The sequence below is a fragment of the Pedobacter sp. FW305-3-2-15-E-R2A2 genome, from assembly GCF_038446955.1.
Lineage (GTDB): Bacteria > Bacteroidota > Bacteroidia > Sphingobacteriales > Sphingobacteriaceae > Pedobacter.
Map to the genome: position 1 here is coordinate 1,558,559 of NZ_CP151803.1, position 12,415 is coordinate 1,570,973.

Consider the following 12,415-nt stretch of genomic DNA (forward strand, 5'->3'; position numbering starts at 1 on the left):
GATTTAAAATTGACCCAAAGGGATTATGTATCAAATCGAAGGAAAAGAATTCGCAGAATTGATGAAACGGGAGTTTGTGGAGGGATTTCAGGCGCAGAAAACCTCGGTAACCTTAAAGGATAGGTTTGAATGTGAAACAAAAAGCTTTCGAAATGCGCATTTTGACATTTTACATTTTTGCTCTGATTTTAAGAATACGGTCAGAATTAACGCATTGGAGGACATGACTCATGTCAGTTTCCATTTCCAGCTTTCCGGCAGATCGGATGCCTCAATTACCGGATTTAAGGAGGTGATCTCTATGGAGAAAGGCCATTTTAACGTGATGAATTGTGTGGACCCGATCAGTACTTTTACCTTTCCTGAGCAACAGAAATATGAGTACCTATGTGTGGGACTAAGGCCTGCATTCTTCCGGCAAATACTTTCAGAATGCGGACCTGCTTATCAGGAGACTTTTGACCGAAGCGAGCGCGCAGAATCGTTTTCACTGTTCACCCAGAACAAAAGAATGGACCATTGGCTCTGTACCACACTTGATTTGATCAGTGCTCCGCCAATTGCAGATGCCTTAAAAACAAGCTATGTCAGTTCTAAAGTAAAGGAACTTGTCTTGTTAACACTGAACCATGACCTGCCAAACGACAGTCTTAAAACGAATGATATTTCAGTTGTAGATACAGAACGGCTGATTAGCTGTAAGGCCTATCTGTCTGAGAACTTTTTACAGCAACTGACATTGGAGGAGATTGGGAGAAATTTTATGTTAAATGAGTTTAAGCTGAAAAGAGGATTTAAGAAACTGTTTGGAACAACGGTTTTTGGCTATATCCAGCAACTGAGGTTAAATCATGCGCAAATGCTGCTCCTTAGTGGAGGCTTTACTGTTGGAGAGGTTGCTGCGGTTATCGGCTATGCCTCGGATTCCGCATTTATACGCGCATTCAGACAGTATTATGGTTATTCCCCAGGCAAGTATAGCCCGAATTTTTAAAAGAGAAAGCCGGTCAGTGTGACCGGCTTTCTCTTTATAGCACTGATGCTCAGGCTAACACAATTGCTAACGCTTTTGCTGGCGCGGGAGGCTAAAAAGTACAGGCAATTTTACCATATACATAGCGGCCGCTAAACCCAAACTGACTGATCGCCCTTGGGAATAAAAACCTTCCGTTAGAGGTATTGTCTAAACCACCTGAATAGTTAGTTGTAGAAACACCACTCAAATTGTTTTCATTATTGCGGGGATCGATGTATAATTTATCAGGGTATACATCAAATATATTGTTGGCACCCACAGTTAGCGTTAATGCCTTGCCTGGCGCATAACTTACCGAGAAATCGGTTACCCATTTTGGAGCGAAGGTTTGATCCAGTTGTACGGGTAATCCATTGGCCGGAACGTTTGGATCTACTGCATTCAAAAAGGTCACCTCCCCAAAACGAACGGTCCGCGCTACAAAGCTTAATTTGTCTACGGTATAATTGGCCGTGATGTTCAATTTGTTTTTAGGAACAGAGCTTTCAAAACGGGAACGTTCCAAACGGTCAAACAACTTGGCTTTCAAGGTTGGATCGCTTTCTATTTTTGCAGAACCCTGAACGCTTCTGACAATCGTTTTGTTCAGGTTTCCGGCTACACTTAGTAACAAACTGCTGGAAGTGCCTAAAGTAAACCTGTTGGTCAGTACCACATCTAAACCGGCAGTATTCGTTTTGATGGCATTGGTGAAAAACTGAACGCTATTTACCTGTGCATTTGGATCTACCGTATTTAAGATCTGGTTTACCACACCCGTTGGGATGAGCACACCTCCGGCACCACGTTCCCGGGCATATTGACTGGAGAAAACGATGCGGTCGTCAATATCAATGTTGTAAGCATCAATGGTAAACGTAAATGTTTTCGCAATTCTTCCTGCCAGCCCTAAACTTCCTGACCTGGAAATTTCAGGTTTTAAGGAACCTACACCAAACTGGGCAACAATGGGATTATCGTTGTTTACCGTAAGCACCTGAGTAGGATTTCCGGCAACAAATTGTGTACTCTCATTGTTGAAAAAACGTTGGTGTAAAGAAGGGGCCCTGAAACCAGTCGCATAAGCACCACGGATGGAAATATCCCCGAATAGTTTTATTTTACCTGCAAATTTATAGGAGAAATTGGAACCAAAATCGCTGTAGTTTTCGTAGCGTCCGGCTGCTTCCAACATGATTCTTGAGCCGAATTCAGCTTCTAAATCGAGGTAAGCACTGGTATTGTGTCTGGATTTATCAAGTGCATTCGCAGGCTTGAAACCTGGAAAGACCTGCGCCCCAGCTGCTGTAAATGAAGATCCTACCATTCGACCTGGAATGTTCTTTGAAGGCTGTCCATAAGAATAAGAGAGCTCTTCTCCCGGTTTAATCTGATAATTGTCTATCCTGAATTCTCCGCCGAAAGCCGTGTTTAATGAAGTGAGGAAACCACCATCGAAAGTGTATTTCTTGTCCAGGTCTAAATTCGTCGTGTTTTGTCTGAAAAATAGTTTACCTGCATAAAATGAGGTTGGACTTGTTCCAGTTGGGAGGGAAGCATTGACCGTATTGTTAATGTCGAATCCGATGTTGTTTTCTCCACTGGTATTGCTCAGGTCATAATTCCAGCTGCCAAGTTTGCCTTTCAGTCCGGCAGAAAAGGAGAGGTCATTGATTTTGGTATCAATAAGCGGAAGAAATCCGTTAGGATATATGCTTAGGTCAATCTGAGTAGTTTGTGTAGGCAGGCGGAAGAAACCTGCAGCACTTCCTGTTTTATGGGTATAACCTCCTGCGAAATAAAGTTCCGCAGCATCAGAGAAGTTGTATTGTCCATTCAAAAAGAAACCGCCGTTTTTGGAATCTGAATTTCCTACGCGCATGTTGTTTCTGTCTAGACCGTTGGCTGCTGCCCTTGCATCATCTGCTGCCTTCAGACTGGCAAATCTGGCTTGAAAATCTGCTTCAGTTTCTGTAGCCCCTTTGGTTGGCGAGGCAGAATACAATAGAGGACGGGTATCTAAACCGCCACGATTGGTAAAACCCCGTTGTAGATATTGTCCGGCGAAATTGATAAAGCCTCTGTCGTTCTTAAACGCCCATCCTTTACTGAAGTCCACCTGAAAAGTACGGCCATCATTAAATTCACGACCTAAAGCTTTGGTGTCAGATTGTCCAAAGGAAGTAGAGAAGCTATAGGGGGTAATTTTTTTAAGGACCACATTGATGACCCCGGCGATGGCATCAGAACCATACTGTGCAGCCGCACCGTCACGTAAAACCTCGATGCGCTCAATGGCGGCAACGGGGATGGAGTTCATGTCTGTACCTACCGTACCACGGCCGAAAGTACCGTTAATGTTAACCAGGGCCGTGGTATGTCTGCGCTTGCCATTGACCAATACCAGAACCTGATCCGGACCAAGGCCGCGTAAAGAAGCCGGGTCAATATGATCGGTTCCATCTGCAACCGTTTGTCTGTTGGAGCTAAAAGACGGGGCCACATAGTTGAGGATCTGCGTAACATCTACCTGAGCAAAAGTGCGGACATCTTTACTGGTAATTAAATCTACGGGAACTAAACTTTGAATATTCGTTCTCGGAACAGAAGACCTCGAGCCGACTACAATCACGTCCAGCAATAATTGTCTGGCATCCCGAAGTGTGAAATCCTGAGTTTTTACCGTGTTGTCAATTTGGACTTCAGTCTCTGAAGTTTCATACCCGGTAAAGGAAACCTTGATCCTATAGGCTCCGGCTGCCGGAAATTTTAAGGCATACTGTCCGTTGCCATCTGTTGAGGTGCCGATTTTAGCGCCGATCACCTGAATGGTTGCCCCGGGAATCACGGAGCCGGTAGAATCGGTGACTTTTCCTTTTAAACCCTGAGCAAATAATTGCCCGGAGAACAGGAGAAAGAAAATCAGAAAAGTGGTGGTGTGTAAAATTTTTTTCATAGGGTTGTAGGTTTATATAGCAATATAACAAAAAAATTACACGAATATTCAAAGTACAGCTACCTGGACACAAAAATGTTTGGTAAAACAGCTTTTTATATTTATACGGTCGTTTTTTTACCGGATTTTCCTGAGGAGCTGTCCCTGGATTGCGCTTGCCCTGCGTTTTTATTCAATTGATTTACAGTAGACTAGTAATAGGGGGTTGATTGATCCTTCATTGGTCCAGTGGTCCTTTGAAAGCCCTTTTATTGGTTAATAGTCATCGTAGAAAAGGAAAGTGCAAATTAACCGCATATGAAACTTATTCCGTATATTGAGTAGAATAATTTTTATTAAAGAATTTAAAAACAAATAAATGGGAAAATTAGTAGGTGGTCCGTTCGGAATGCTCCATGGACGGGTCGGAAATCTGGTCGCTTATGTGCTCAATGGAGAGAACATCATGAGAAAGATCGGCAAGAGCAGTAAACCTTTAACACCGGCAAGGAGGGCGAATTGTGAAAAAATGACCGTGGTGAATGGTTTTTTACAACCGGCACTTCCTTTTATCCAGCTGGGCTTTCGGTTCGAAGCAGCCGGAACCAATAGAAATGCCTATAATGAGGCTGTTTCTTATAACAAAATGAATGCCCTTCAGGGAGCCTATCCAGACATCAGTATAGATTACAGTAAAGTACTGCTGAGTAAAGGGGAACTTCCTGCTGCGAAACAAGTTCAGATTGAAAAAACGGAACATGGAATCGCATTTACATGGGATACCTCGGATATTTCCAGTCAGCGCAGGCATGACCGTACAATGTTACTGGTTTCTTTTCCTGAGCTGGGCCTGGTGAGTTATCATCCAAGTGGTTCAAAGCGCATCGAAGGAAAAGACCTGCTCTATTTTGATCAGGGCTATAAAGAGGAACATATGGAAGTCTATATTTCCTTTGTCAACGCCGAAGGAACCCAGGTTTCAGACAGCGTACATGCAGGGGCATTCGAAGCGGTTGCACAGGAACCCCAGGAAATTGAAACTGAAAATCAACAGCGTATCGAAAAGAAAACAGCTGTAGAAAGAAAAAGTACACCTACTTCTAAAGTATCTGAAAACAGAGAAGAACCCATAATTCCAACGCTAAAGATTAGACAGGAGCGGAACAGGCTTTGGTTTCTGGAAGCATTAAAGAACAGAACGGCCCCTTCCTGATTTTTCTTTTTTAACTTTTTATTTACACCAGGTTTTAACATCAAATTTGTCGAAATGAGGGCAGTTTGCAGCTTTCTCTTTAGAGAAGGACAGGTAAGGCTTTGCTCCTGATTTTTCCATCATCGTATAGTAGTTGTTTTCATCTTCTGCGTAAAGCCAGTATTCTCCGGAGCCCCCGTTCATTTGGGTGACCCTGAACCTGATCATGGAGCTTTCTTCCGGAATGAGATAACCTCGCCCTGTGGCAACTGACCAGAGGTTGGCGAAGGTATTGGTATTCATCAGAAAGAGACCGAACAGGAAGACCAGGCAAAGCGCAATCCGTACTTTATTTTTCAATGAGCTGTCTTTAGCGATCATCAGGCAGACCCTTCCTTTTTCCAGGTTTTCAATTCTTCGGAGATGAAATAGTTGACCAGATCACGGAACATCTTTTCTACGGCATCAGGAGAAAGTCCTTCTTTTATCGCCCATTCCCTTCTTTTTTCCAACATGCTTTTAAACCTTTCCGGTGCTTTTACCGAGTTTTCATCCTTTTTAAATTTGGCGGCGGCCTGCACATATTTAAAACGTTGGCCTATCAGGCTGATCACCTGTTTGTCGAGTTGATCAATCTCCTCGCGGATTTCTTCCATGTTTTCACATGCTGCTGCGTTCTTCATAAGCACAAAGATAAGATCTCATTTGGTCTTATTTTAATAGTTAAATGTCTGATCCTACCCCTCGCTGATTCAGGCCGACCGTACTTTTGTATCATAAATAATTGAAACAAAATATGTTGTCACTAAGAAAGTATATCGTCGTAAAAGGAAACCCAATTTTATTTCCATCTGAGCTCATCCATGCAGAGGTGGCAGGAAAACACAACGAAGTAGACAGTGCCGGTTTTTTTGTAGTAGTTAAAGAAAAAGGACGGAAGCGGGTGATTTGCATTGGGGAGAGTACCTCCTTATCAATTTCAAGTAAACCGGAAACCGATCAGAAATTGATCGCAAGCTATCTCGGCCTGGAGTAATCTCTACATATATGAAGAATTAAACACAACACATAACTGATATATACAAACAATTAAATAATTTAAAAAAAGAACATCATGAAAATCAAATTTTTAGCAACACTAGTAGTTATCGCAGCCGCATTTACCGCATGTAAAAAAGACAATGATCAAAATCCGGGAGATGGAGCAACACTTCCAAAAGGACAATACAGATTAATTGAAATGCATGAGCTTAATGCTCAGGGAAAGGATTCAGCAACAGTTGAATTTCCGGTAAGCGGCCTTAGTCTTACGTTTGATCAGGCAACACGAACTGCAAACCTAACTGGTAAGCCAGAGACTGTTCAATTGACCGGAAGTTATACGGTAAGGAGCAACAATACTTTGAAAGATGCAAAAATCTCTACCTCTAAAATTGCTCCTGCTGAGAACGATATGAAGGTTGTTCAGTTTTTAGAACTTGGACAACAGTTTGAAACCAAAGGTGGAACTGTAATTATCCATACCAAAGATAAAGGCTACCTGGTCTTCAGTATGCAAAAATAACCTATAGGAGTTTCTTTATCAATTAGTAGAGAGGGATTGCGGGCGTGCTATTTTGCATGCCTGCTTTTTCTGTATCCACTTTTATCAGCACTTCTGCCGGTAACAAGCCGAACATCTTTTTATAGACTTTAGCAAAATAATTCGGACTGCTGTATCCGAGTTCATAAGCAATCTCCTGAACGCTGTTAAAGTCGCCGCTTTGTAACAGCTTTTGCGCCAGCAGCAGTTTCTCATTTAAGAAAAAGTTGTTTGGGCTTTCCTTCAGCATTTTCTTAAACAGTATTTTATATTTAGAAACTGACATTCCCGCTAAATCTGCCATTTTCTGCAATCCCGGAAATTCATCGAGCAGGTGATCCAACAGGTATTGAGATGTTTTGAGTACATTATCGATGTCCTGCTGGGAGAGTTTATTGATGATCGGTTCAAAACGACTGACCCGATCCACAAGATATCCCAGAAGATACAGGGCCGCACTTTTTAGCTTTAGTTCGAAAGATGGATTGGTAAAAGGCTGCTCTTTCAGGTTATTTAAAAGGACTTTACTTCTGCTATCGATATGACTATAAAAGAAGAGCGTGTTTTTAGTCTCGTCAAACAATTGATTGTTAACAGAAAGGTCCCTCGTTGAGGCACCCAATTCTCTCAAATAGCTTTTTTCTATGAACAACCTTAAACTATAAGAGCGCTCCCCAACCGGAGGCATGATCGTTCCCTTTGAATTGGCATCCATGAAACTCATGCCTAACTTCGAATGGTATCCGGCTTTATGAATGCTATCCTCTACAATATGGGTGGTAATCTCATCGCCGATATCAAAATAGACCATGTAATAGTGGTGATCGGTTGGAATTCTGGTCATGGCTACAGGAACATGAAAGGTCATGTCCAGCAGCAGTACCGATAAGCCTGGCAATACTTCCAGAAAGATGGAGCCTCCCGATGCGATTCCCTCTGGCATGATCATGATCTTATTGTCGACCAGGCTTGCACCGAATTTGTCAACGATCTGTTGCTGCCATTCCGGGCCCAGCGTATAGTGGTAGAAAAACTCGGTTCTTTCGGTTGTCATGGTTATAATTGGCTCAGGTACTCCTTTGGAGGAACACCGTAGGCATTTTTAAATTGTTCAATGAAGTGTGAAGCACCGAAAAAATTAAACCGGTCTGCGATTTCTGCAATGGTATAATTGCCCGTTTCCAGTACCTCCTTCGCAAAGGAAAGCTTGTTGCTCAGGAAAAAGGCATTGGGACTTACACCAGTCATTTTTTTGAAGAGCTTTTTATACTTCGTTTCTGACATCATTGCTTTCGAAGAAAGCCCGGCAATCCCGGGAAAAGCGTTTTCAATATTTTCGATTAAAAAAGCCTGAGAACTCATGATGTTGACTACATCTTCTGCGATTACCTGTTCGATAATGATTTCCTGATTGATGAGCTGGTCCATATAATCCCCAATTAAACCATAGACTGTTCCTGTGACAAATACATCGTATAAAGGGCCTTCGGGTGATACTTTTCGCAATTCATTCATGAGCCACCAGGCCTGATTGCTCATCCGGTCAAAACGTACAATGGTATTGAGCTTAGGGTTAAATATGGATTCTACAATTTGCCTGTATTCGGGGATACTAGAGATGTATTGCTTTAAGGCGGTTTTTTTGATAAAAATGGCAATCATATACGTGGTGCATTCCGCTTTGACCTGGAAATCGCCCTGCATATCTGCGTCAAAGATAGCCAGGTTATAGCCCCATCGTCCTGCAGTTCTGGATACCTCATCAAGGATATGGATGGAATCTCCTTCGGTAAGGTTGAAATAGATGCCTACAAAATCACTTTTGGTATTTCTTAATTTAAAGACAACATCCTGCCGATAGTTTACATCAATAATAAAGGCTGTTAAAGATTCATTGATAGGGAGGATATAGCGGTTTCCCTGACGGACCTCATCAGGAATGATGATGCGGTTCCCTTCCACATGGCCACCCAGCTGAGCAGCTAAACCTGCCACCCAATCCAATTCTACCCCATATTGATGAATAACTTCCTTCATTAAATTAACCTTTGGATAAATATAGGAATATGTTTTTCTGAATAATGTATGTTTGTCGAATATAGAAACCAATGAAAATAAAATTTAATATGACTATAGAAGCTGCTATTGAAGAAATAAAAATGTTCTGGAAGGATGAAGAGGAGTTACCTTTCGGGTTATCAGATCATGCTGAACATATTGAAAGACTGGAAAAAGAGTTTGGCCGGGCATTGCCGGAAGACTTAAAAAAATACATCAGCAGCTTTGCACCTGCAGAGGACTTTTATTTCCTTACTGCCGGAAATCCAATAGTCGTATATGGTATTGATCATCTAAAATATATTCAGGACGGATACAATTACGATGCATCGGCAAAATCAGAACTGGAAGATTGGGATAAAGGTCATTTCATCTTTGCCGATGAAGGGGCAGACCCCATCCTTGTGAACATGGATGAACCGGAACATGGTATTTTAAGATTGGAACATGGAGCCGGAAATTGGGATTATGGAGATGTAGTCGCAGACAATTTTGCACAATTTTTACTTTGTAGCGCAGCATTACATCATGCCCTGAGCAATTTCGAGGAGGAAAGTATCGTTGATGATGATAAGGGATTCTGTTTGGCGAAGGGGGCTGCAAAATGGTATTTCCCAAAAATGAAGACATGGGCAGGCGACCATTACGAAATCTGGTGTGGTGTGTTCGACAATAACTAAAATTGACCATTCATGATCTTATTGACAATACTTTTGAAGTATATAAACCCTAATCGGAAATAACCGCTAATTACAGGCACGTTTATTGAATCACTAATTATTCAGTTATTTCTTATGCAACGACTTCCAGTAAAAACAAGTTTATTTTTCTTGTTGCTATTCCCCTGTGGTTTATATGCCCAGAATGTGAGCAACATCGCTACGCAACAAACGGTTGAAACCGATACCTCCGCTCAGAAAGATCTGATCGATGTGGCCAAGTCATTGTTTAAGATCAAACCGAAAAAAATCAAGGAGGAACGGGGTAAAAAGATATATTTCTCTATACTTCCGGTGAGTAGTACTGTGCCGGGAGGTAGTGGTCGCGCATTGGTTACCAGTACAACTGCAGCCATGTATCTTGGACCGAGAAAGACGACAAACCTGTCTTCTGTCACCTTTACGCCTTACTGGAATTTGGGAAACCGCTTTGGTTTACCCTTGCGCAGCACCATGTGGCTTCCTGATAATAAATGGGTAATCCAGGGGGATACGCGTTTTCTGGTGTACCCGCAATATACCTGGGGACTGGGCAGTAAAGCCCTAAATCCAGCGCCTACCTTAGTAGATTACAAGTACATTCGTTTTTACCAAAGTGCATTGAAACGAATCAAACCCTATTTCTTTGCAGGATTGGGTTATAATCTTGATTACCGTTTTAACATAAAAACTGAAGATCCGAATGTGGACCTGAAGCAGTATACGAACTATGAATACGGGACTGGTAGTAATTCTTTTTCGTCCGGGATCACCTTCAATTTGCTGTACGATACGAGGAGCAACTCCATCAATCCACTCCCAGGTATGTATGGCAACCTGGTCTATCGGGTGAATCCGAAATTTTTAGGCAGTAATGATTCATGGAGCTCGTTGTACCTGGATGTGAGGAAATATATTTCCATGAATCCATCCAAACCTGATCAGCAGAATACACTGGCTTTCTGGACTTACCTCTGGGCGACATTGGGAAATAAAACGCCTTATCTTGATTTACCTAGTATCGGTTGGGATCCCGCTAACCGCTCAGGCAGGGGGATTGACCAGAATCGTTACCGTGGGAGATCCTTGTTTTATGCAGAAAGCGAATACCGAAGAGACATTACCAATAATGGTTTGCTGGGCTTTGTGGTATTTGCAAATGTCAATACGGTTAGTGGTTCTGGGGATATGTTTAGTTCCTGGAAACCCGCTGTCGGTACCGGACTTCGGGTGAAATTCAATAAGAGCTCTAATACTAATATTGGTGTTGACTATGGAACGAGCAAAGGCTATAATAGTTTTAGCTTTAGTCTTGGGGAAACTTTCTAAGCGGTTGTTTTTACGGTTGACTCAGGAGGAGACCTCATAAAAAAAACCTGTTTTGAATTTCAAAACAGGTTTTTTTTATATGGAATTGATTCTTAATATCCCGGATTTTGAGTATAGTTAGGGTTTGCCATCTGATTGGCAGGGATCGGGAAGAGCAGGTACTTCGGATCATCACTTGGTTTTTCCTGCCATGGCGTTAAAAACTTACCAAAGCGGATCAGATCCTGTCTTCTTACACCTTCCCAGAAGAACTCACGGCCACGTTCGTCCAGCAACTGATCCAGCGATACACTTCCCCAGGGTGAAGCTCCACGGGTTGTCCTTACCTGGTTGACTAATGGTAGGGCCAGTGCAGCTTGTCCGCTTCTTAATAAAGCCTCCGCTTTCATCAGCAACACATCTGAATAGCGGTAAAATACCCAGTCATTGTCAGGAAATCCTGAAGAACTGTTTTTGTAATCAATTGGATATTTGATCACACGAATTCCGGCATTTTCCAGTCTTTTCTGATCACGTTCGATGATGTTCACATCAGGGGTAAAGATTAAGTTTTCTCCCAAACGATTTTTAATCAGTACGCCATCTTTGTTCACTTGTTGGCCCACCAGGAAGCCTACGCGCACACCGGATACATCTGTCACCCCGGCATATGCTCCTCCTCTGCGGGAGTCTGAAGCCTCAAACTTATTGTAAAAATCGGAGAGGGTACAGAAGCCATTGTTTCCACTAGGGCTCTGGTTATAGTGTAATGGAGCAACCCACATCGAATTTAAACCACCTGCATCTATTCCGCCTATGTTTCTGCCTGTAAATATGTTCTCTTTAGACAGTACATCATTTGCAGGCGCGAAATTGTCGAAATAATTTGGGGTAAGAGAGAATTTGCCTCCGGCGATGATCTCATCTGCCAGCGCAATTACTTTGGCCATATCTGCAGGATCAAAGGTTGGAGCCGCACGATTTAGAAATGCCCCTTTGTTGAGGTAAGATTTCATGAGTAACATCTTTGCCGCATCTTTAGTGGCTCCGGTGACTGGTGAGGTAGGTAAATTCGGGAGCACTTCATTTAACTCTGCGATGATATAGGCAATGGCCTCAGGCGCTTGTCTGACTCTTGGAGAGGTTGTTACGCGTTCTCCGGGATCGCGCCAGGGCACCTGGTTCCATCCATCAAGAATGGAAAATTGAGCGAAAGCACGTAAGAAACGGGCTTCGGCCGCCTGTTGCAGGGATGGACCAAACCTTAACAGGTTGGTCGTCGCATAGTTCACTCCGTTTAAGTCCCTGTAGACACTATTGATTCGGGTATGGTCAGCAGCCCAGCGGTGCAGGTGCAAGGCTCTCCATGCTCCGTTATCGTCCCAATCTCCACCACGGGTAGGTACAATGGCTTCATCGGTAGGGAACTCTTGTAATGCCCACCAGCCATATGGCCCCTGGTATCCGGCGCGCATAGAATTGTAGGCCCCATTTAGCAAGGCTGGTACATCGCCGATGTCAACATTTCCCTGATCAATTTGTCCATTAAGTTTTTCATCTAGTTTTGTACATGCTGTTAAGGAGAGGAACATCATCATTAAAGCAGTTATATAGCTATTTTTCATGT

12 protein-coding genes are annotated in these 12,415 nt (G+C 42.8%); 6 read left to right on the forward strand and 6 right to left on the reverse strand.

Features of this window, described 5'->3' with window-relative positions; all coding sequences use genetic code 11:
• Positions 1–25 precede the first annotated feature (25 nt).
• Positions 26–994, forward strand: a complete 969-nt coding sequence (locus tag AAFF35_RS06525; RefSeq protein WP_342331596.1) for an AraC family transcriptional regulator — start codon at positions 26–28, stop codon at positions 992–994.
• Positions 995–1,085: 91 nt separating this feature from the next.
• Here AAFF35_RS06525 and AAFF35_RS06530 read toward each other — a convergent pair whose 3' ends face one another.
• Positions 1,086–3,971, reverse strand: a complete 2,886-nt coding sequence (locus AAFF35_RS06530) for a TonB-dependent receptor (protein ID WP_342331597.1) — start codon at positions 3,969–3,971, stop codon at positions 1,086–1,088.
• A 358-nt stretch (positions 3,972–4,329) separates the two neighbouring features.
• Between AAFF35_RS06530 and AAFF35_RS06535 the strand changes: the two genes are divergently transcribed.
• Complete coding sequence (locus tag AAFF35_RS06535; protein WP_342331598.1) at positions 4,330–5,163, forward strand: DUF6266 family protein; 834 nt, start codon at positions 4,330–4,332, stop codon at positions 5,161–5,163.
• 18 nt (positions 5,164–5,181) lie between these two features.
• Here AAFF35_RS06535 and AAFF35_RS06540 read toward each other — a convergent pair whose 3' ends face one another.
• Both AAFF35_RS06540 and AAFF35_RS06545 read right to left on the reverse strand, forming a co-directional pair.
• Positions 5,182–5,523, reverse strand: a complete 342-nt coding sequence (locus tag AAFF35_RS06540) for a hypothetical protein (RefSeq protein WP_342331599.1) — start codon at positions 5,521–5,523, stop codon at positions 5,182–5,184.
• On the reverse strand, positions 5,523–5,825 hold the full coding sequence (locus AAFF35_RS06545; protein ID WP_342331600.1) for an isochorismate lyase: 303 nt from the start codon (positions 5,823–5,825) through the stop codon (positions 5,523–5,525). Before AAFF35_RS06545 ends, AAFF35_RS06540 begins: the two co-directional genes overlap by 1 nt.
• Before the next feature lie 113 nt (positions 5,826–5,938).
• Between AAFF35_RS06545 and AAFF35_RS06550 the strand changes: the two genes are divergently transcribed.
• Positions 5,939–6,178: a hypothetical protein gene (locus AAFF35_RS06550; protein ID WP_342331601.1), complete on the forward strand. Its 240-nt coding sequence runs from the start codon at positions 5,939–5,941 to the stop codon at positions 6,176–6,178.
• A 78-nt stretch (positions 6,179–6,256) separates the two neighbouring features.
• Positions 6,257–6,706, forward strand: coding sequence for a hypothetical protein (locus AAFF35_RS06555; RefSeq protein WP_342331602.1), 450 nt, complete (start codon positions 6,257–6,259; stop codon positions 6,704–6,706).
• Between the two features lie 22 nt (positions 6,707–6,728).
• Here the strand turns inward: AAFF35_RS06555 and AAFF35_RS06560 are convergent, their stop codons facing one another.
• Both AAFF35_RS06560 and AAFF35_RS06565 read right to left on the reverse strand, forming a co-directional pair.
• Positions 6,729–7,778 carry an AraC family transcriptional regulator gene (locus AAFF35_RS06560; RefSeq protein WP_342331603.1) on the reverse strand — a complete coding sequence of 350 codons (1,050 nt, stop codon included), beginning with the start codon at positions 7,776–7,778 and terminating at the stop codon, positions 6,729–6,731.
• A gap of 2 nt (positions 7,779–7,780) precedes the next feature.
• Positions 7,781–8,761 (reverse strand): AraC family transcriptional regulator, encoded by a 981-nt coding sequence (locus AAFF35_RS06565; RefSeq protein WP_342331604.1) that lies wholly within the window; start codon positions 8,759–8,761, stop codon positions 7,781–7,783.
• 89 nt (positions 8,762–8,850) lie between these two features.
• Between AAFF35_RS06565 and AAFF35_RS06570 the strand changes: the two genes are divergently transcribed.
• Both AAFF35_RS06570 and AAFF35_RS06575 read left to right on the forward strand, forming a co-directional pair.
• Positions 8,851–9,462, forward strand: coding sequence for an SMI1/KNR4 family protein (locus AAFF35_RS06570; protein ID WP_342331605.1), 612 nt, complete (start codon positions 8,851–8,853; stop codon positions 9,460–9,462).
• 114 nt (positions 9,463–9,576) lie between these two features.
• On the forward strand, positions 9,577–10,809 hold the full coding sequence (locus AAFF35_RS06575; RefSeq protein WP_342331606.1) for a BamA/TamA family outer membrane protein: 1,233 nt from the start codon (positions 9,577–9,579) through the stop codon (positions 10,807–10,809).
• Positions 10,810–10,901: 92 nt separating this feature from the next.
• Here AAFF35_RS06575 and AAFF35_RS06580 read toward each other — a convergent pair whose 3' ends face one another.
• Positions 10,902–12,413 carry a RagB/SusD family nutrient uptake outer membrane protein gene (locus AAFF35_RS06580; protein WP_342331607.1) on the reverse strand — a complete coding sequence of 504 codons (1,512 nt, stop codon included), beginning with the start codon at positions 12,411–12,413 and terminating at the stop codon, positions 10,902–10,904.
• Positions 12,414–12,415 lie beyond the last annotated feature (2 nt).